Origin of the sequence: Nonomuraea aurantiaca, assembly GCF_020215705.1 — a bacterium.
Taxonomy (GTDB): domain Bacteria; phylum Actinomycetota; class Actinomycetes; order Streptosporangiales; family Streptosporangiaceae; genus Nonomuraea; species Nonomuraea aurantiaca.
This window is the reverse complement of sequence record NZ_JAIWNB010000032.1, coordinates 1-18,181: the sequence shown is the minus strand read 5'-3', so window position 1 is coordinate 18,181 and position 18,181 is coordinate 1. Positions and strand designations below refer to the sequence as shown.

Below are 18,181 nucleotides of genomic sequence, written 5' to 3'. Positions count from 1 at the left end.
CAACCTTTGCCCTGCAATCGTCTGGGGCGTCAGCTCGTGCCACGGGGTGCATTTTCCTCGGCATCGAGCTGGTGGTCCGCCCAGACGTAGCTTTCGGGAAGCAGGTCCGTGATGGAGACGGTGCGGAGTCCGTTACTTGTGCCGACGATGACCTTGAGGGCTGGGAAGTAGTCGAGAAGGACCTGGCGGCAGCGGCCGCATGGGGGCACAACGCCTCGGTCGCGGTCGCCCACGGCAACGATGGTGTCCAGGTCGTAGGCGCCCTGCGCGGCAGCCGCGCCGATGAGTACCAGCTCCGCGCAGGGGCCGCCGGTGAAGTGGTAGGCGTTCACCGCCGTAACGATCCGGCCGTCGTGGTTGCGGGCCGCGGCCGCCATGGTGTGGTTGTCGCCCCGGCAGCGGGTGGCCGCGACATGCGCCGCAGCCTGGATCAGTTGACGGTCGACGTGGTCGATCTGTTTGGTCATCTTCTCTGCCTTTATGTGGTGTCAGGCGGCGTTGGCCCGGGCGACGATGGTGCGGAGCCGCCGTGTTCTGTCGCAGGAGGTCTTCCAGGTCTTCACGCGTTGAAACGACACGCCTTCCCGGTGGAGCAGGACTCTAAGGCCCTCGTGACTGATGGCGATCACATCTACGGGAGCCGACGCTATGGGTGTCGGCAGGCTGGCCGTCACAGCCGCGTCCACCAGCGGACTCCAGTTGATCGCCAACGAGCGTGAACACATCTCGAAGTCCATCGCGGCGGTTACCACCGATTCCGATATCGGTGCTGCGCTCACCGTTCGGCCGTCGGTCGCCGGCGCGACCGAGCCGTCCACCGCGCGCACCAGAGCCTGATAGAGCCGATGCTGGCCGGCGCCGCTGTAACCCCCGCCGAACACCGTGCCCGAGCAGAAGTGTCGCCGTTATCATTAACCGGTGATCGGCAACCTTGAGTCGTTCCAGGACGAGCTGGCCGCCAGCGGGTTTCCGCCGCTGATCAACAAGCTGGCCGGGGCCAGCTTCCGGGGCGGGATCGCCACCCGTGACCTCGGGCCGCTGCGGCTGGTCTCCCTCGACACGCCCGAGAGCGCCTGCATCGGGCGGGAGCGCGACGCCTCCGACGGCGAGAACCTGGCGGTCAAGGTGATGACCCGGGGCCGGACGCGGATCGAGCAAGGGCGCGGCGACGCCGAACTCGGGCCGACCGACCTGGTACTGCTCGATCCCACACGTACGCTCCGGTTCGAGAGCACCGCCGCGGCGCACGTCACCATCCTGGTTCCGCGCCGGGAGCTTCGGATCCGGCCCGCGCAGATCGACCGGCTCATCGGCGTACGCATCGACGGCAGCCACGGCCCGGGCGCTCTCGTCTCCGTGCTGGCCCGGGAGTCGGCGTGGTCGGCGACCGAGTTCCGCGAGGCGGAGGCGCTGCGGTCGGCGGCGGCCGTCGTCGAGCTGATCGCGGTCGCACTGGAGGCCCGGCTCGGCGACGAACAACCGGCCCCGGACGAGTGGCTGCGGAGCCGGATCGTCGGCTACATCGAGACCCGGCTGGCCGATCCCGATCTGTCCCCGCCTGGCATCGCCGCCACCCACAACATATCCGTACGCCGGCTGCACAAGCTGTTCGAGGACCAGCCGCTCACCGTCGCGGCCCTGATCCGCCGTCGCCGCCTGGAGCGCTGCCGGGCCGAGCTGACCGGAAGCGGACGTACGGTCACCGCCGTGGCCGCCCGGTGGGGATTCTCCGATCCCACCCATTTCAGCAAGCTCTTCAAGGCGACGTACGGCTACAACGCCCGTGCACTGGTAACCAGCAACCGTGCACAGACGACCAAGACGCGCACAGCCGGCCCGGACAAGGATGGTGGTGACCAAGGCAGGCAATAGCAATAGGAGAAGTCGTGGCGAAGGTAAACATCGTCCGCCCCGGTGAGGGCGAGATCCTCGGCAGCGGGGCGCAGCAGATCCGCATCCTGGAGAACGGCGAGCACACCGACCACCGGCTGGGGTTCGCCGAGGTCACCATTCCGCCGGGCACCCCGAGCCCGTTGCAGCATCGCCACGCCTAGCATGACGAGGGCTTCTACGTGCTGGCGGGAACTTTCCGGTTCACCATCGGCGAGGACCAATACGACGCCGGGCCGGGCACCTGGGTCATCGTGCCGACCGGGGCGCCGCACACGTTCGCCAACGTCGGCGACGAGAACGCGGTCATGCTGAACACCTTCACGCCGGACCTGTATGTGCAGTACTTCCGCGACTTCAAAGCCATGATCGATTCCGGGCAGCCGGTCAACGCCGAGACCATGCAACCGCTCTGGAAGAACTACGCCACCGAGATCTCGAACGAATACGCCTCGTGAAGCGCCTTCAATACGACCGCTACGGCGGCCCGGAGGTGATGCGGCTCGCTGAGTTCGAGCCACCACGCCCGGGTCCGGATGAGGTTCTCGTCCGCGTCCGAGCGGCGGCTTCCAACGCGCTGGACTGGAAGATGCGCAACGGCGAGATGAAGCTGATGACCGGCCGCTCCTTTTCCCGGGCGATGGGGCACGACTTCGCCGGAGTCGTCGAGGCGGTCGGCGCCGGCGTCTCCCGCCTGAAAGCCGGCGACGCGGTACTCGGCCGGGCTCGGTTCCGGCAGGCGGGGGCGTTCGCCGAGATGGTGACGGCCCCGGAGAAGGCGGTCGTGCTCAAACCGGTGGACCTTTCGTACGAGCAGGCCGCCGCCCTGCCGACCGTGGGCGTGACCGCCTACCAGGCCACGGCGGAAATCCGGCCCGGGCAGGCGGTCTTCGTCAACGGGTACCTGGGCGGGGTGGGCCGGGCCGCCGCCCAGTTCGCCCGGGCGCGGGGAGCCTCGGTCGCCGGCAGCTGCCGCAACCCTGCGGCCGACGAGGCCCACGAGCTCGGCGTCGAGCCGGTCGTGGGTTTCGGCTTCGACCCGGCCGCCCTCGCGGAACGGTTCGATCTCGTCCTCGACACGCCCGGCATGCTTCCCTTCGCCGCAGCCCGAACGCTGCTGAAGCCCGGCGGAACCATCGTCGACATCGTCCCAACCCCGGCCAAAATGATCAGAAGCGCACTGCCCGGCCCGTTCCGGGCGATGATGGGCCGGCCGGTGACCGCCGACCTGGAGGAGGTGGCCCGGACCCTGCGCCTGCCCATCGCCCGTACGGTCCCGTTGGCCGAGGCGATTCCCGCCCTGACGGAGCTGGAGCGTCCGTCGACGGCGAGGTCTTCGACCCACTCGGTGGTGCAGCTCCCTTTTTTCCGGGCTCCGGCAGCGTGCTGGTGGGCCCGGACAGAGCTGGAGTCGATGCTGAACGTCCATTCCACGTTCCCGACCGAGTCGTCTTTGACGATCACCTCGTCGAGGATGCGTTGCCAGGTGCCGTCCACGGTCCAGATCCGCAGCCGCTCGTGTGCGGTCTTCCACGGCCCGTAGCGTTCGGGCAGGTCTCGCCACGGAGCACCGGTTCGCAGCTTCCACAGGATCGCGTTGATCACCTGGCGGTGATCGCGCCATCGCCTGCCGCCACTGGCGACCGGCGGTAGCAGCGGCTCGATCCGTTCCCACGCTATCTCCGTCAGTTCACCACGCCCCACCACCCGTGCGTAATCACTGATACCAGGTCAAAACCCATACAGGACACGCCCTAGTTGTCCCCGGACTGTTCCTCTGCGGCCTCGTCTTGTGGGTGGTGGGCGTGATCCGTACCTTCAGGCAGCGGTGCGTACTCCGATACACCGACCGGTTCACAGCCGAGGAACTGACCGGGCGCGTTCGCCAGCTCAAGGCGCAAGGGTATGAGGAGCAAGCAGTCCAGCTTGTTCAAGTCGAACTCAGTAGGCCGGCGAAAGCGGCCCGCTTCTAGGTCAAGTCCATCTGAAGCGGCGGTTACGAGGAGTGCGCCGTGGGCTTCGAGCGGCGTTCGTCTGCGGCGCGGCAGGAGCGGTTGTCAACGAATGGCTATGACCCACCGCCCTCGTCCACGTTCCACACTTCGGGCAGTTCGCTTCCGCAGAAGACGCAGATGAAGTCTTCCTCGCGCACGAGGTTGCTCTCCCGGCAGTTGGGGCAGCGCCGGAAGACCACCTCATACGTGAAGCTGGACGGACGCCCCAGCCCGACCCGGTCCAGCGCCTGGGCCACCGTCGGCCATGACGTGGTATCCGGGCAGTACCCGGTCGAGTGGTTGCTGACCTCGCTCACCACCCAGCCGCCGGCCTCGCACCTGAAACCGATCTCTCCAGCACTCAGGACCCGTCCGCCTCCGGCACACGCCACGTGTTCGCTCCGGCGCGGCGCCAGGCGCAACACGCCGTCCGTGTCGACCACGAACGTGAACGGCTCGGCCAGCTCCGCAACCGACCGCTCCGCGACCCAGCTGTCGAAATCAGCTCCGGAATGGATCCGGCATCCTTCACTGCCAGGATGGACGGCGGCCTTCAGATCGGCCGGCCCCACGTACTCATAGCTCCGTCGCCGATCGTTCACACAAATCAACCTAGGGCACTTCCGCAACACCTCTAGAACGGTCCTCACTCCAGAGAGCGGCGCGGGTATCGTACGGCTCCTCAAGGCGTGACTGCTTCTGCTTCGACCTGATCAGTTGATGAAAGATCACCCGAGATGGTGCTCGCGGAGGGACATCGGCCGGCCCTCGCCGATTAGCCGACAGAGGGAATCCCCACCGTGGCCGCGAACTCGGCGGTGAAGACGACCATGACGTCGTCGGTGCCCAGGTGGTAGACGTCGGTTGGCGGCCATTCCGCTGGTCTCCCGACGGCTATCCACACGGCCTTCTCCCGCGAGCGCAATCTGATCGCGTCCGGCGTCCGGAGGCAGCTCCGAGGGGCCTGGGCCCAGGCGATATCGACGCAGGTGAGTTTCCTGTCGACCAGGCTCGACCAGCGTGGGTGATCGGTCACGTCCACCACCGCCGAGCCGCCTGGTTCCCCGATCATCCGCAGGTAAGTGGTAATCGGCTCAGGGAAGACTTCAAGCCCGTAGTGGTCGAAGCTGCTGCCCCACACAGCCGAGAAACAAGCGCCATCGTCGGTGGATAGTTCCACCCCCATGGTGGGCTGGTGCCACGTCCCGAAGTCCCACTCCTCGACGTCGCAACCGTCTTCTCCGCCCATCAAGGGGTAGTAGACGACCCTATGGACACGCCTGCCTCGCAACATGGCAGCCGTACGTTCGTCCTCCATCGCGGTCAGCAACGACGACACCGGTACAGCATCACCCAGTACTGACGCCTGGGCCATCCCATTTATGCGGTCCCACGACTCCGTGCGACCCGGCGCGCGTTCCGGCCACAGCCCTGAAGATCGGAAAAGGCCCTTCCCCCACTACGGGGAAGGGCCTTTCACCTGCGGAGGATCGGGGATTTGAACCCCGGATGGTGTTGCCACCAAACCGCATTAGCAGTGCGGCGCCATAGACCTGACTAGGCGAATCCTCCTGGTAGCCACGCGGCTCAGGACAGCGTACCGGCCTTCTGCCAAGGCAGCAAAGCGGTTCCCCCTCCCGGCCTGTCCAAAGGTTATCCACTGCCTGTGAATAACCTCCTGTGGACAACGGGCCGGACAGCAAGCCCGCCCCAAGGCGCGGCGGGGGCGGGCTCGGCGCACGGACCCGCCACGCGGGTCCGGCGTACAAAACGCGACGTCAAGCGGGTCAAGCCGCTGGGCGAAGCAAAGAGCGTCAAGCGGGTCAGGCGGCCGGGTTGGCCTCGCCCTCGATCTCGACCTTGATCTTCTTGCCCACCAGCACGCCGCCCGTCTCCAGGGCCTGGTTCCAGGTCAGCCCGAAGTCCTCGCGGTCGAACTCGCTGGTGAGCGAGAAGCCCCATACCGCCTGGCCCCAGGGGTTCGTGCCGGCGCCGCCGTACTCGACCGTGAGCTCGATCTCCTTGGTGACGTCGCGGATGGTCAGGTCGCCGACGACGGTGAACTCGTCACCCGAGTGGCTCACCACGCGGGTGCTGGTGAAGGTGATCGTCGGGAACTTCTCCACCGACAGGAAGTCGTCGCTGCGCAGGTGGCCGTCACGGTCGGCGACGCCGGTGGTGAGGCTCTCGGTCTTGATCGTGAGCTCGGCCGACGACTCGAGGGGGTTGTCGGCGATCGTCACGGAGCCGGTGAAGTCGCCGAAGCTGCCGCGCACCTTGCTGACCATCATGTGCTTGACCACGAAGCCGATCGTGGTGTGGGCGGCGTCGAGGTTGTAGGTGCCGGCGGCGGGGACGGTCAGGCCTTCCCAAGTGCGGGTGCTCATGGTGGGGTTCTCCTCGGAGGTGGTTGCTGTGCGGATGTCTGCGGCAACAAATGTCTACACGAGGAATATTCCTCACGTCAACAATCGTCGGCTAAGCTATGAACGTGGTCAACATTGATGACCCCCGGTTGACGGCCATGGGCCTGCTCTCGGAGGTGCAAGCAGGTCTCGCGGCCAGGATGCAGCCGGTGTTCGGTGCGGCCGGGCTGTCCGAGATCGATTTTGAGACGCTGCTCCGGCTGGGGCGCTCGCCGCGGCAGAGCTTGCGGATGAGTGATCTGGCCGGCCAGACGGGCCTGTCCACCAGCGGTGTGACCAGGGTCGTCGACCGGCTCGAACGCGACGGTCTGGTGGCCAGGGTGGCCTGCGCCGTCGACCGCCGGGCCTCTTACGCCACGCTCACCGACGCGGGGCGGGAGAAGCTCGACCTCGTACTGCCTCAGCACCTCGAGGACATCGACAAGTGCCTGACCAGCCTGCTCAGCGCGGCGGAGCTGGAAGCCTTCCTGGCCACGCTCCGCACGATCCGGGATGTCGTACGGCCCTGCGCTACGGCCGGAGCTGTTGAGGCGGAATGCCCAGCTCAACCCTGAGCTTGGCCATGGCACGTGACATCGTGCTCTTGACCGTGCCGAGGCTGATGCCGAGCGTTCTGGCGATCTCCGGCTCGGTCATGTCCTCGTAGTAACGCAGCACGATCGCGGCCCGCATCCGATCGGGCAGCCGCCGCAGCGCCTGCTCCAGGAGATCGTGCAGGTCGCCGCTGGCTTCCGCCTCCGGGGCGACCTCCGGCAGGTCTTCCGACGGGTACTCCTCCACCCGGCGCCGCCGCCACTGCGAGATGTTGATGTTGACCATCGCCCGCCGTACATATCCGTCGAGCGCGGCTCTGTCCTGGATGCGGTCCCACGCGAGGTACGTCTTGGTGAGCGCGTTCTGCAGGAGATCCTCCGCGTCCAGCGGATGTCCGGTGAGTTGGTGGGCGGTGCGCAGCAGGGCAGCTCCGCGCGCAACGACGTACTCGCGGAACTCCTCTTCCCACCTGGCAGTCTGCATCGTGGCCAGAATCGCAGCCAAAGGCCAAGATGGGGAGCAACCGGAATTCAGGATTCGGCCCGCCGACGATAAAGGTAGGTCAAGGTCGGTGGCGGTTTGTACGTCGCTGGGGGTCAACTTCTGCCCCGAGGGGTGCGTATTTTGCTCTCGAATGCACGAGTACGGTGAAGCAGCCCCGGAGTCGTGTGACCCTATTAGCGCGACAAGGGAGGGACTGATGGGGTATCCGAGCGTGGAACGCCGCCGGGTGCTCGCGGCCGCGGCGCTGGGCCGGGAGGCCGGGGTCCCGGGCTCCGGCGAGGGAGACCCTTTACGCGCGGTCATGGGGGACATCCTCGACATCAGCCCGCATCTCATCATCATCGAGACCCCCGAAGGCACCGAAGAGCGGCTCGTCATCGCGCCCTGGGCCACCGCCTGGCACGGTGGCGACAAGGCGCCGAGCGATCTGCCCGTGGGCTCGACGGTCATCATGCGTACCCTGCGCGACGGCCGGGTGGTCGAGCGCCTCTGGGCCGACATCACGCGGCTGACCGGCACCATCCTGTCCGTGGAGGGACGCAAGGACCTGTCGGTCCAGCTCGACTGCGGGCCGCACCGGGGGAGACGGACCATCGTCATCCCCTACCGCGCGACCGGTCGCATCATGGTGCGACATGCGCGGTTCGAGCCGGGGTTCCTGTTCGACGCGATCGGCATCAGAAAGGGGGAGGCGAGTCTGGCCCTGCTGCCCGCGACCTCGCAGCCCGCCTATCCGGCGCGGGCCGTGCCGGCGCCGCCGCCCGCCTACGGGGGCCTGCAGTCACGCGTCTCCGGGACCGCCACCTGGTCCGATGTCTTCGACGAGGAGGATCGGGGGGCTGCGTACCCGATGGTGGAGCGTTCCGACGTGGACTGCCCGGACGCCGAGGTGTCGTGCACGGGCCTGCCGTACCTCGCCATCGGGTCGATGCTGCAGGTGCGGAACTCCTGTACAGATCGATCCGCTAACGTGCCGATCGTGGCGTGTGGCTGCGTGGCCGGGCGCTTCTGCGACCGTTGCGTCGAATGCGACACCTCTCCTCGCGGGCGGATCGCCGAGCTGTCGCCTTTCTCGTACGTGGAGCTGGGCGGCGACCTGGTCAAAGGGTGCTTCAACGCGCAGATCGGATTGGGGTGACGCTCGTGCTGGCATCGCAACTGCCTGCGCTGATCGTGCTGCTCGTCTTAGGGACGGTGGCGAAGGTGGCAACCGTGCGTTCGGGCGGGGAGATGGGCACGCTTGCCCGGCTGGGGCCGGCGGCGCTGGTGCCCGCCCGCATCGAGGTTCCGGTGCTGCTCGTCTGCGCGGTCGGTGAGCTGGTGATCGCGACCGGGCTGCTGGTGAGCACGTCTCCGATCTTCAGGTGGATGGCGGTCGTGTTCTTCGCCATGTGCACCTATGTCCTGCTGGAGGTACGCCGGCGGCGGCCCGACGCGGGGTGCGGATGCTTCGGCGAGGTGAGCACGGCGCCCGTCGGGCTGCGTTCGATCGCCAGGACCATGGTGCTCACCGGGATGGCCGTGCTGTCGCTATGGGCGGAAGGCCCTGGTTGGCAGGTCTTCCTGCAGCCGTCGTGGTTCGTGGCCGCCGGGGTGGTGGTGCTCCTCGTACTGTCGCCCGAGCTTGAGGAGATGGTGGATCGGCTGCGTTATCGCGCGCCCTGCGAGCAGCGCCCCGGGCCGGCCGTGGAGGTCACACTGGCCAGGCTCCGGTCGAGCGGCCCCTGGCGGCAGCACCGGGAGCAGCTCGCCACGGTCGAGCCGTACGACAGCTGGCGTGAGCTGTGCTGGCGCTTCTTCGCCTTCGAGCGGCGGGATGGGGCCGATGTCGTGTTCGCGGTCTATCTCAGCGGGCGGCGTCCGGCTGTACGGGTGGCCGTGGTCGAGCACGAGGGCAACGGCGCTCTGCCGGTCTATACGCCTGTATCGGCCTGACACTAGACAGCGCTATAGAACCCTCGACAAAGAGATATGACTCTATTGGGCTATCTAGCTTCCCCACTAGACAGCCCAATAGAGGACTAGGGGTGTCGCCTAGATCGGTTGGGCACGCAGGAACCTCCCGAAATGCGGCACGGTGAACGCGATCAGGCCGCGCTCGGCGCTGTAGATGAGCCCCTTCTTGATGAGGCTGTCGCGGGCGGGTGACAGGCTGGACGGCTTACGCCCCAGCGCGTCGGCCACCTCCGCGGTGGCGACCGGCTCGTCGCCGATCTGCGCCATGGCGTGCATGTAGTCGCGCTCCGCCGGGGTGGCCCGCTCGTAACGGCTGCCGAAGAAGCCCACCGCGAGCTCCTCCTCGGCCTCGGGGGCGGACACCTTGACGTCGTCGAGGGTGATCGGGCTGCGCGGCGCCAGATCCCAGGCGACCTTGCCGTAGGCCTGGACGAAGTAGGGGTAACCGTCGGCCGCCTCGTAAAGGGCGTCGAGGGCGTCCTGCGTGAACTCGACCTCTTCCTCCCGTGCCGGCAGCATCAGCGCGAGGTCGGCCGCCTCGCGGTCGAGCTTGTCGATGCGGGCGTAGCGGAAGAGCCGCTCGGAGTAGCTCTTGCTGGCCGACAGGACGCTCGGCAGGTGCGGCAGGCCCGCGCCGACCACGATCAGCGGCCCACCGGACTGCGACAGCTCGTGGCAGGCGGCGCAGAGCGCCGAGACGTCGGCGGGCTGCACGTCCTGCATCTCGTCGATGAACAGCGCGATGCCGACGCCCAGGTCGGTGGCCACGCTCGCGGCGTCGACGAACAGCTCGGTGAGGTCGATCTCGAGGTCGCCGGAGTCGGCCCGGCCACGGCTGGCCGGCACCTCGATGCCGGGGGACCAGTGCGAGGTGCCCTTGGCGGCGGCCGGATCACGCATCGCGAACGCCTTGAGCACGCCCAGGAACTCCTCGATGCGCTCCGGCGCGCGATGCCGGGGAGCCAGCTCGCGGATCGCCATGTGCAGCGCGGCCGAGACGGGACGGCGGATCGACTGGTCGGGCCGGGCCTCGATCTTGCCCGTGCCCCACAGCCGCTGCATCGCCATGGACTTGAACGTGTTGAGGAGCACGGTCTTGCCGACGCCGCGCAGACCGGTGACGACCATGCTGCGCTCGGGACGGCCACGGGCCACCCGCTCCAGCACGACCTCGAACTGCTGCAGCTCGCGGTCGCGCCCGGCGAGCTCCGGCGGGCGCTGTCCGGCTCCGGGGGCGTAAGGATTGCGCACGGGGTCCACGCTCTCGGACTTTATTGCGGGATATAGCGGCCGTCTTAGATTTGGGAAGAAAGCGCTACGGCGTGTCCGAGCAGGGGCCGTCGCCAGTATGGTCATCGGACGCACCCCCTCCCACCAGGCCGAACCCTTGTTCGAGTCGGTCCTTAGAACTGTAGCGCGCACTCGAACACGTGCGCGATGGTTTCGAGTAAAGATCTTTGCAACAGAGCGAGCGGCTCGTGCGTCCCGGTGATGTGGAGTTCGAGGATTTCGTCCGAGCCAGGGGCGCGGCGCTGGTCAGGTACGGCTATGTGCTCACCGGCAACCCCGAGGACGCCGCGGATCTGGCCCAGGAGGCGCTGCTCAAGCTGAGCGACAACTGGAGCCGGGTCCGCAACAAGGACAGCCCCGAGGCGTACGTACGCACGACCATGGCCCGCCAGCACATCAGCTGGTGGCGCAGGCGGCGCAGGGAGCAGCCGACCGACGACGTCCCCGAAGGCATCCACCACGACACGCATTCCTTCGGCGAGCTCTGGAAGGAGCTCGCGACGCTGCCCAGGAAGCAGCGGACCGTGCTGGTCCTGCGCTACTACGAGGACCTGCCGGATGAGGAGATCGCCGCGATCCTCGGCATCTCACGAGGAACTGTACGCAGCCAGGCGTTCCGGGCGCTCGCCACGCTCCGGGTCCGGCCTGCTGTGCTGGAGAGGGGACGGGCATGAGGACAGAGGACGAATTGAGCGGTGCGCTGCGCGATGCGGCGGACCGGGCTCCCGAGCTCGACCTGCTCGTCGGGCTGGGCAAGCGCAGGCGGCGGCGGACCAGGCGGCGCGCGCAACTGCTCGCGGCGGCCGCGGTGGTCGGGGTGGTGGGCACGAGTACGGTCGTCGCCCAGGGGGCCTTCTCCAGCGGGGGCGGAGAAGAGGCAGCCGCCACGTCGACCACTACCAGGCCCAAGCCTGAGAAGACCATGACTGTGACTCCGAGACCGCAGACCCAGACCAAGGGAACGCCGGTCGGGAAGCTCTGGCCGCAGGCGCTCTTCCAGATGCCCGCGAAGAACGCCGATGGCTGGCGCTACCGCCCGATCACCGGTATCAACGCCACCGAGGTGCTGCTCGCTGCGGAGCCCTCGGCCGACAAGGCCGGCAAGATCGAGGTGTACGACGCCAAGACCGGTAAGTCCCGGGTGGTAACAGCGATCCCCCGGACTCGGGGACTGAAGCAATACTTCACACAAACCGTCTCGACCGATGGTACGAACGTCGTTTGGTGCTCCATCGCCTCGAAGGACGGGACCACGGTCGCCGAGCTCTGGTGGGCCCCGCTGTCCGGCGGCAAGGCCAAGCTGGCCGTCACGTTGACCGGCGGTGGCGCGGCCGTCGAAGCCATCGGCGTGGACGGTGAAAGCGTCGTCTGGTCGACGCGGAAGGGCGGCGTATACCGGAAGCCGTTCACCAACGGTGCTCCCAATCGCGTGCCCAAGTCTGATGGGCTGCACTTGATCAGCTGGCCATGGGCGGGCGATGCGAGCACTGACGACGAAGAGTTCGAGAAGTTCGGCTACAACCAGTCCAAGATCGTCAACTTGGCCGATGGGACCGTGACCAAGGTTGTGATCAAGGACGGGATGAAGGACATGCGATGCGGGCCGGTCTGGTGTCGTGGCCGCCAGGGCACCACTTCTGTTGTCCAGCGCGTCGACGGGACCGGTGACAAGAAGCTCCCGAAGGGCTTCGGGATGTATGCCATTCTCGATCGCTTCCTGCGATCGGCCGATACCGTGTACGACCTGAACACCGGCAGGCTGGCGCGCATCGAAACCCCCGGGGGCTGGAGCAGCAACGGCATCTCGTCGGAGCCCAGCAGGATCCTCTACGGGGGCACCACGAAGGGCAAGGTCGACAGATACTGGGTGCTCAACTTGGCAGCCGTCCCGCCCGCGCAATAGCGTTCGGAGCCATGCGGACCTTCGCGAACGTACAGGAACTCAAGGCGGCCGTCGGCGAGAAGTTCGGCCCGACCGAGTGGCGCACAGTCACTCAGGAGCAGGTCAATCTCTTCGCCGACGCGACCGACGACCACCAGTGGATCCACGTCGACGTGGAGAGGGCCAAGGAAGGACCGTTCGGCGGCACGATCGCGCACGGCTACCTGAGCCTGTCGCTGCTGCCGTCGTTCATGATGGAGCTGGTACGCGTCGAGAGCATCCAGATGGGCGTCAACTACGGCCTGAACAAGGTGCGTTTCCCCAGGCCGGTCCCGGTCGGCGCGCGGGTCAGGGCGCTGGGGGAGCTGAGCGACGTCAAGGGCACGCCGGCCGGCTACCTGGCCAACCTGAAGATGACGATCGAGGTCGAGGGCGAGAAGCGCCCGGCCTGCATCGCCGAGACGCTCAGCCTGTACATCCCCGTGGAGTAATCCCTCTCGCCTCGCGGGCCCCTCGGACGCCTGACGATCCTTGGGATCGTGGACCACGCGGCTGATTTCGAGGAGTTCGTCCGGGCCCGGGGCGATGCGCTGATCCGCTTCGTGCTGTCCGGTAACTGCGAGGACGCGGCCGACCTCGTGCAGGACGCGCTGGCGCGGCTGGGCGATGCCTGGCCGCGTGCGCAAGGCTGCGTGCGTACGACCATGGCCCGGCTGCACATCCGCTCGTGGGGACGACAGCGCAGGGAGGTCCTGGTCGCCGCCGTCCCTGAGCACGGCCGGCTCGACAGGTACGGCGACGCCGACCTCTAGGTCGGCAGCCGCCCGCAAGCAACAGGCCGTACTCGTGCTGCGCTACTACGAGGACATCGCCGAGGTCCTTGGCGTGTCGCGGGGGCATTCCGGACAGCCGTTGCGACAGGTTCAGCGTCTCCAGCCAGCCTGCCGTCTCCAGCCAGCCCGCCAGCCGCACCCGATCGCACCCCGATCGCGCGCGGTGGCCAGCGCCCGCCTCCAGCGCGATGCCGCCGACCGGAGGGCCGGTCGCGGCCACCAGCGACTGCTCGTTGGCCACGCGCCACGTTGGCAGGCCTCGTGCACGAAGGCCGCGGAGGCGACCAGCGCTCGCAGGCCGACGAAGATCTCGTGCAGCGGATCTGGTGCAGCGCATCTCGTACAGCGGATCTCGTGCAGCGGTATGTCAGGCGTACAGGTCCGGGCTGATGCCGGTGCAGATCCCGGCGGACAGGATCGACCACAACGCCCAGCCGACAAGGAACCCCACGCCCAGACCGGTGGCCCACGGCTTGCGCAGGAACTGCAGCCCCGCCCCGGCACCAAGGCCGAAGAGGGCGAGGAAGATCGTGCAGGAGATGATGACGGGGTAGTTAGGGCCGTTCTCGTCGAGGGTACTGACGAAGATCAGGATGCCCAGGATGGCGTTGACGATGCTGTAGGCGACCAGCCCGGCAAACCCCAGCCCGACGATCAGGCCGACGGACTTACCCCTGGACCTGGCGTTAGGCGACGGCTTTGGCCCGCCGGCAGGCGGCGGAACGCTGGATTGCCCGGAGGGTTGGGGTGTCGTTTGGCCGGGCGGTAGGGGAGTGGTTTGCGCGGGTAATGACCCGCTCGTTCGACCGGTGGGCGGCCCGTCGAAATGGCCGAGCGGATACCCATCAGGCAGTCGGTCGGTTTGTCCGGGCGGATACCTACCAGGCTGCCCAGCAGGCAACCGGTCGGTTTGCCCAGCTCGCGCTTCGCCGTTCCCATCCCCTGACGCCGAGGCGCTGGTCGTCGAGCGCAGCGGTGGCTGAGGCGGCGGTGGCACGGACACGACCATCACACTAGCGGGGGCCTTCTGAGTAATAAATCGCCGCTTGGACCCGGCTCTTGAAGCCCAGCTTGTTCAACACCCGGCTCACATGCGTCTTCGTGGTCGCCTCAGCCATGTCGAGCTCCCTGGCGATCTCGGCATTGGACAGCCCGCGACCGATCCCCGCCAACACCTCCTGCTCACGCGGCGTCAACCCCTCTACCGGCTGCTCCTTACGGACCGGCTGCTCAGCAAAGGCAGAGATCAACCGCCGCGTGACCGTAGGCGAGATCAGCCCATCCCCCCTGGCCACCAACCGTACGGCCGCGACCAGCGACTCCGCGTCGGTGTTCTTCAACAGGAACCCCGCCGCCCCCGCCCGCAACGCCCCGAACACATACTCATCCACATCGAACGTCGTCAAGATCAACACATCGGCCACCCCGGCGAGCTCCCTGGTCGCCGAGATGCCGTCGAGCTTCGGCATCCGCACATCCATCAACACCACGTCGGGCCGGGTCGCGCGGGCCAACTCCACCGCCTGCTCCCCATCGGCCGCCTCCCCGACGACCTCGATGTCCTGGGCCCCACCGAGAATCAGCACCAGCCCCGCCCTGACAGCCGCATGATCGTCGGCGACCAGTACTTTGATCGTCATCCCGCCTCCCACTGCCCCTTCCTGTCCGTCGGCATGGGCAGCACGGCCTTGACCCGCCACAAATCCCCGTCCACCCCGGCCTCGAACGACCCCCCGACCAACACCGCCCGCTCCCTCATCCCCACCAGCCCCGCCCCGGCGCCGGGAACCAGGCCAGTCCCAGCCCCAGGAGCCAGCCCAGCTCCAGCCCCCGGAAAAACCTCCGCGGAAAAAACCTCCGCCCTCGGAACCTCTCCCGCTCCGAGAAGCCGAGCGGAACGTCTATCCACAGAGTTACCCACAGACTTATCCACAGGGTTGTCCACAGCCACCGTCACTTGCCCCGACTCATAAACGACCTTGACCACAGCCGGCCGCCCGCCATGTTTGAGCGCATTGGTCAGCGCCTCCTGCAAGATCCGATAGCCGGCCAGATCCACCGCCGGAGACAGCTCCCGCGGCTCCCCCTCGACACGGAAATCAGCCGCCATCCCCGCCCGCCGCGACCGTTCGACCAGACTCTCCGCATCAGCCAGCCGCGGCCGGGTGGCCTCAGCCTCATCCCCCTCCTGCCGCAACAGCCCGATCATGGTCCGCATCTCGGCCAGCCCTTTCAGACTGTTCTCCCGAACGGACTCGATGATCTTCCGTACGGCCGCCGCATCCAGGTCCGTACGCGACAACGCCCCCGTCGACTGGATGGCGATCGCGCTGAAGTGATTGGCGATCATGTCATGCAGCTCCCGGGCCATCCGCGTACGCTCCGTCACGATGGCCGCCTGCCGGTCAAGCTCGGCAAGCCGCGCCACCTGCTCCGCCCTGTCACGCTCGGCCGCGGCCTGCTCACGCTGCTGGCGTAACACCATCGCCGTGGTCACGGGCGTGACCAGCACGAGCCCCGCCTGAATCCCGACCACTGCCAGCAGCCGCCAGTCACGCGCCACGACCCCGGTCACAGCCCCGGCCAACACGGCCAGCACAGTGGCGACCCCCAGCAGCCACCGCGAGAACCACGCCGGCCCGTACAACGCCGCCGCATACACGTTGTCCGTAAATATCAGGACAGTCGGCAACGACGGCCCCACGAACAGATCAACGCCGATCCCCACGGCCCCCAGAACCAGCCCCACCAACGGCGCTCGCTGCCGTACCACCACTCCCGCACACACGAACGCCAGCGGCACCGCGAGCCACCCCTCGGGCACCTCGCGATGAGTGTAGGCTCCGCCCACGATCAGGAGCAGGCCCACGACGAAGGCCAGCCCGGCCCACGACGCCTCGCGTTGCATGCCCCCATCCCACCACCGTCCAGACCCGACTCCCTCCTTCGTGGGTCTGCCTGTGGATAAACACTTCGATGTATCCACAGGCTCGTCTTCACTGACGATGCGCCAGCCAGAGGAGCCCTCAAGGATGGGATGCGTGATTGTCGCCATCCTGATCGGCTGCGAAGTCGGCTTCTGGCTCCTGCTCGGACTCGGCCTCGCGAGCCGCTACCTCTGGAACCGCCGCCGACTCAGCACCGCCCTCCTCATCTGCGTACCGCTCCTGGATGTGATCCTCCTGGCGGCAGCCGTCATGGACATGCGCGCCGGCGCCACGGCCGACCTGAGGCACGGCATAGCGGCCGCGTACCTGGCGTACTCCATCGTCTTCGGCCACAGCACGATCCGCTGGGCCGACGCCAAGTTCCGCCACCGCTTCGCCGACGGCACACCTCCCTGGAAGCCCCCGGCGGGCGGCATGGCCCGCGCCCGCTACGAGTGGATCTTCTGGCTCCGCATCGTCCTGGCGTACGCCATCGCCTGCGCCCTCCTGCTCGGCCTGATCTGGCTCGTCAACGAACCGTCCCGCACGGGCGCACTGATCGATTTCATGTACGGCATGCTGAAGGTGCCGCTGATCGCCCTGCTCTGGCCCCTGAGCTACACCCTTTGGCCGAAGAAGGTGGAATCTAGTGGGGCGTGAGGGCGGTATCTGGTTCGAGGCACGGCTCTAGACCCGCTATGCTGGTTCACGCAGCGAGCGGCCGTAGCTCAATGGATAGAGCATCTGACTACGGATCAGAAGGTTGGGGTTTCGAGTACCTCCGGCCGCACACAGCATCAAGGCCCGTTACCAGGGAAAACCTGGAACGGGCCTTCGTGTTTGTCAGGACAATCTCGGGATCTTGCTAACACTGCTGCTAACAAGGGGTGCTCACTCGTTGATCGCTTGGGCGAAGATGTCCGCCGCCGAGGCTTCGGCTGCGCGGATCACGTGGGCATAGACCCGCAGGGTAATCGAGGGGTCTGCGTGGCCAAGACGAGCCGCGACCACATGTACCGGGACGCCGGCCAGGAGCAGGGTCGTGGCGTGGATGTGGCGAAGGTCGTGCAGTCGGGCATGCGGTAGCGGGTCCTTCGGGTTGTGGGCGTTGTGCCGCTTGATCAGGATCGGGAAGAGCGAGCTGACAGTGTCTGGGTGGATCGGCTCGCCCCAGCCGGCCGTGAACACGTACGTGCCGGCGCCTCGCCACTCAGGGCCGACCTTCAGCTTGTCCTCTGCCTGCATCTTTCGCTGGTTGCGGAGGACCTGGGCCGTCTGCTCGTCGATGCTGACGATGCGCTTCCGGCCGCTCTTGGTGGTGCCCTCAATTCGCTCGCCGTCGATGAAGGCCGCGGAGCCGGTGATGGTGAGTTGCTTGCCATCGAGGTCGACGTCCGCCCAGCGGAGGTGGAGCAGTTCCCCGCGGCGGGCGCCTGTGTAGGCGGCTACGTGGAAGAAGGCCCATAGCCGGTGGTCCCGAGCTGCGGTGAGGAAGGACCTGAGCTGGGCGGTGGTCCACACTGCCCCGGGCTCGCTGGTCTCGCGGCGAGGGCGCTTCGCTTTCTCGACGGGGCTGGACGAGAGGATCTCGTCTACCTCGACGGCGTCCCGGAATGCCTTGCGCAGGACAGCGTGGACATACTCGATGGTGCGAGGAGACAGTGGGCGACCGTTCTTGCCGCCGTGGGCCATCAGGTCCCGGTAGAGCTTGGTCACGGACGAGGGGCGTACGGCCTGGACACGGGTGCTGCCCATGTGGGGCTTGATGTACCGCGTGATGATGTCTCGGTAGTCCTTGAGGGTTTTCGGCTTGATCTCGGTCGCGTCCTCGGAGCGGTGTAAAAGCTCGACGAGGTAGGTGCCGTGGGTTGATCTTAAGCGGCCACCGTTACGGACGTCGAGTCGCTCGCTGGGGTGGCCTCTGGGTGAAGCTGGGTGGGCGGCT

At 67.3% G+C, this 18,181-nt stretch carries 21 protein-coding genes, 2 tRNA genes and 3 pseudogenes; 13 read left to right on the top strand and 13 right to left on the bottom strand.

The annotated features are described in order from the left end of the window. Positions 1–29: 29 nt before the first annotated feature. Together LDL49_RS46395 and LDL49_RS46390 are read right to left on the bottom strand one after the other, a co-directional pair. Positions 30–467, bottom strand: a complete 438-nt coding sequence (locus LDL49_RS46395; RefSeq protein ID WP_225301336.1) for a cytidine/deoxycytidylate deaminase family protein — start codon at positions 465–467, stop codon at positions 30–32. A gap of 21 nt (positions 468–488) precedes the next feature. Then, complete coding sequence (locus LDL49_RS46390; protein WP_225301335.1) at positions 489–881, bottom strand: hypothetical protein; 393 nt, start codon at positions 879–881, stop codon at positions 489–491. Positions 882–918: 37 nt separating this feature from the next. Here LDL49_RS46390 and LDL49_RS46385 point away from each other — a divergent pair, with 37 nt between their 5' ends. The 4 genes and pseudogenes from LDL49_RS46385 to LDL49_RS46370 form a co-directional block, all read left to right on the top strand. Continuing rightward, a complete protein-coding gene (locus LDL49_RS46385; protein ID WP_225301334.1) occupies positions 919–1,872 on the top strand; it encodes a helix-turn-helix domain-containing protein in 954 nt (317 codons plus the stop codon). Between the two features lie 14 nt (positions 1,873–1,886). Beyond that, positions 1,887–2,054, top strand: coding sequence for a cupin domain-containing protein (locus LDL49_RS46380; protein WP_225301333.1), 168 nt, complete (start codon positions 1,887–1,889; stop codon positions 2,052–2,054). Positions 2,055–2,069: 15 nt separating this feature from the next. Continuing rightward, positions 2,070–2,348: pseudogene (locus tag LDL49_RS46375) on the top strand (cupin domain-containing protein); the annotation flags it as partial. A gap of 38 nt (positions 2,349–2,386) precedes the next feature. Further along, positions 2,387–3,019 (top strand): annotated as a pseudogene (locus tag LDL49_RS46370) (NAD(P)-dependent alcohol dehydrogenase); the annotation flags it as partial. A gap of 278 nt (positions 3,020–3,297) precedes the next feature. On the opposite strand, the pseudogene LDL49_RS46365 reads toward LDL49_RS46370, so the two are convergent. From LDL49_RS46365 to LDL49_RS46345, 5 genes and pseudogenes are all read right to left on the bottom strand, one after another. After that, positions 3,298–3,594, bottom strand: a pseudogene (locus LDL49_RS46365) (transposase); the annotation flags it as partial. Positions 3,595–3,958: 364 nt separating this feature from the next. Beyond that, the gene (locus tag LDL49_RS46360; RefSeq protein WP_225301331.1) at positions 3,959–4,486 is read right to left on the bottom strand and encodes a hypothetical protein; all 528 of its coding nucleotides are present in this window, start codon (positions 4,484–4,486) and stop codon (positions 3,959–3,961) included. A gap of 173 nt (positions 4,487–4,659) precedes the next feature. After that, positions 4,660–5,202, bottom strand: coding sequence for a hypothetical protein (locus LDL49_RS46355; protein WP_225301330.1), 543 nt, complete (start codon positions 5,200–5,202; stop codon positions 4,660–4,662). Positions 5,203–5,367: 165 nt separating this feature from the next. After that, positions 5,368–5,456, bottom strand: a tRNA-Ser gene (locus LDL49_RS46350). Positions 5,457–5,707: 251 nt separating this feature from the next. Then, complete coding sequence (locus tag LDL49_RS46345; RefSeq protein ID WP_225301329.1) at positions 5,708–6,271, bottom strand: YceI family protein; 564 nt, start codon at positions 6,269–6,271, stop codon at positions 5,708–5,710. 98 nt (positions 6,272–6,369) lie between these two features. On the opposite strand from LDL49_RS46345, the gene LDL49_RS46340 reads away from it, so the two are divergent. After that, positions 6,370–6,864, top strand: coding sequence for a MarR family winged helix-turn-helix transcriptional regulator (locus tag LDL49_RS46340; protein ID WP_225301328.1), 495 nt, complete (start codon positions 6,370–6,372; stop codon positions 6,862–6,864). Here the strand turns inward: LDL49_RS46340 and LDL49_RS46335 are convergent. Next, positions 6,821–7,327, bottom strand: a complete 507-nt coding sequence (locus tag LDL49_RS46335; protein WP_225301327.1) for a SigE family RNA polymerase sigma factor — start codon at positions 7,325–7,327, stop codon at positions 6,821–6,823. The genes LDL49_RS46340 and LDL49_RS46335 overlap by 44 nt on opposite strands. A gap of 217 nt (positions 7,328–7,544) precedes the next feature. Between LDL49_RS46335 and LDL49_RS46330 the strand changes: the two genes are divergently transcribed. Both LDL49_RS46330 and LDL49_RS46325 read left to right on the top strand, forming a co-directional pair. Then, on the top strand, positions 7,545–8,486 hold the full coding sequence (locus LDL49_RS46330; RefSeq protein WP_225301326.1) for a hypothetical protein: 942 nt from the start codon (positions 7,545–7,547) through the stop codon (positions 8,484–8,486). Between the two features lie 5 nt (positions 8,487–8,491). Beyond that, on the top strand, positions 8,492–9,283 hold the full coding sequence (locus tag LDL49_RS46325; RefSeq protein ID WP_225301325.1) for a MauE/DoxX family redox-associated membrane protein: 792 nt from the start codon (positions 8,492–8,494) through the stop codon (positions 9,281–9,283). 99 nt (positions 9,284–9,382) lie between these two features. Here the strand turns inward: LDL49_RS46325 and LDL49_RS46320 are convergent, their stop codons facing one another. Further along, positions 9,383–10,555: a DUF8462 domain-containing protein gene (locus tag LDL49_RS46320; RefSeq protein ID WP_443689901.1), complete on the bottom strand. Its 1,173-nt coding sequence runs from the start codon at positions 10,553–10,555 to the stop codon at positions 9,383–9,385. Between the two features lie 227 nt (positions 10,556–10,782). Between LDL49_RS46320 and LDL49_RS46315 the strand changes: the two genes are divergently transcribed. The 4 genes from LDL49_RS46315 to LDL49_RS46300 are packed head-to-tail and all read left to right on the top strand — an operon-like array spanning position 10,783 to position 13,288. Continuing rightward, on the top strand, positions 10,783–11,268 hold the full coding sequence (locus LDL49_RS46315; RefSeq protein ID WP_225301323.1) for a SigE family RNA polymerase sigma factor: 486 nt from the start codon (positions 10,783–10,785) through the stop codon (positions 11,266–11,268). After that, positions 11,265–12,497 (top strand): TolB-like translocation protein, encoded by a 1,233-nt coding sequence (locus LDL49_RS46310; RefSeq protein WP_225301322.1) that lies wholly within the window; start codon positions 11,265–11,267, stop codon positions 12,495–12,497. Before LDL49_RS46315 ends, LDL49_RS46310 begins: the two co-directional genes overlap by 4 nt. Positions 12,498–12,508: 11 nt before the next feature. Further along, a complete protein-coding gene (locus LDL49_RS46305; protein WP_225301321.1) occupies positions 12,509–12,967 on the top strand; it encodes a MaoC family dehydratase in 459 nt (152 codons plus the stop codon). Between the two features lie 48 nt (positions 12,968–13,015). Continuing rightward, positions 13,016–13,288, top strand: a complete 273-nt coding sequence (locus LDL49_RS46300) for a SigE family RNA polymerase sigma factor (RefSeq protein WP_225301320.1) — start codon at positions 13,016–13,018, stop codon at positions 13,286–13,288. 388 nt (positions 13,289–13,676) lie between these two features. On the opposite strand, the gene LDL49_RS46295 is transcribed toward LDL49_RS46300, so the two are convergent. From LDL49_RS46295 to LDL49_RS46285, 3 genes are read right to left on the bottom strand one after another with little or no spacing between them, the layout of a single operon-like run. After that, positions 13,677–14,312, bottom strand: a complete 636-nt coding sequence (locus LDL49_RS46295; RefSeq protein WP_225301319.1) for a hypothetical protein — start codon at positions 14,310–14,312, stop codon at positions 13,677–13,679. A gap of 10 nt (positions 14,313–14,322) precedes the next feature. Next, positions 14,323–14,949, bottom strand: a complete 627-nt coding sequence (locus LDL49_RS46290; RefSeq protein ID WP_225301318.1) for a response regulator — start codon at positions 14,947–14,949, stop codon at positions 14,323–14,325. Then, positions 14,946–16,217 (bottom strand): sensor histidine kinase, encoded by a 1,272-nt coding sequence (locus LDL49_RS46285; protein WP_225301317.1) that lies wholly within the window; start codon positions 16,215–16,217, stop codon positions 14,946–14,948. The genes LDL49_RS46290 and LDL49_RS46285 overlap by 4 nt, the downstream gene beginning before the upstream one ends. Before the next feature lie 124 nt (positions 16,218–16,341). Between LDL49_RS46285 and LDL49_RS46280 the strand changes: the two genes are divergently transcribed. Beyond that, positions 16,342–16,896, top strand: coding sequence for a hypothetical protein (locus LDL49_RS46280; RefSeq protein ID WP_372470669.1), 555 nt, complete (start codon positions 16,342–16,344; stop codon positions 16,894–16,896). Positions 16,897–16,953: 57 nt separating this feature from the next. Beyond that, positions 16,954–17,026 (top strand) — tRNA-Arg (locus LDL49_RS46275). A 101-nt stretch (positions 17,027–17,127) separates the two neighbouring features. On the opposite strand, the gene LDL49_RS46270 is transcribed toward LDL49_RS46275, so the two are convergent. Beyond that, positions 17,128–18,051: a tyrosine-type recombinase/integrase gene (locus LDL49_RS46270; RefSeq protein ID WP_225301427.1), complete on the bottom strand. Its 924-nt coding sequence runs from the start codon at positions 18,049–18,051 to the stop codon at positions 17,128–17,130. Between the last annotated feature and the right edge of the window lie 130 nt (positions 18,052–18,181).

Coding starts and splice junctions, on each gene's coding strand:
- LDL49_RS46395 (WP_225301336.1), bottom strand. CDS start 467: ATGACCAAACAGATCGACCACGTCGACCGTCAACTGATCCAGGCTGCG.
- LDL49_RS46355 (WP_225301330.1), bottom strand. CDS start 5,202: ATGGAGGACGAACGTACGGCTGCCATGTTGCGAGGCAGGCGTGTCCAT.
- LDL49_RS46345 (WP_225301329.1), bottom strand. CDS start 6,271: ATGAGCACCCGCACTTGGGAAGGCCTGACCGTCCCCGCCGCCGGCACC.
- LDL49_RS46340 (WP_225301328.1), top strand. CDS start 6,370: ATGAACGTGGTCAACATTGATGACCCCCGGTTGACGGCCATGGGCCTG.
- LDL49_RS46335 (WP_225301327.1), bottom strand. CDS start 7,327: ATGCAGACTGCCAGGTGGGAAGAGGAGTTCCGCGAGTACGTCGTTGCG.
- LDL49_RS46330 (WP_225301326.1), top strand. CDS start 7,545: ATGGGGTATCCGAGCGTGGAACGCCGCCGGGTGCTCGCGGCCGCGGCG.
- LDL49_RS46310 (WP_225301322.1), top strand. CDS start 11,265: ATGAGGACAGAGGACGAATTGAGCGGTGCGCTGCGCGATGCGGCGGAC.
- LDL49_RS46305 (WP_225301321.1), top strand. CDS start 12,509: ATGCGGACCTTCGCGAACGTACAGGAACTCAAGGCGGCCGTCGGCGAG.
- LDL49_RS46290 (WP_225301318.1), bottom strand. CDS start 14,949: ATGACGATCAAAGTACTGGTCGCCGACGATCATGCGGCTGTCAGGGCG.
- LDL49_RS46285 (WP_225301317.1), bottom strand. CDS start 16,217: ATGCAACGCGAGGCGTCGTGGGCCGGGCTGGCCTTCGTCGTGGGCCTG.
- LDL49_RS46280 (WP_372470669.1), top strand. CDS start 16,342: ATGGGATGCGTGATTGTCGCCATCCTGATCGGCTGCGAAGTCGGCTTC.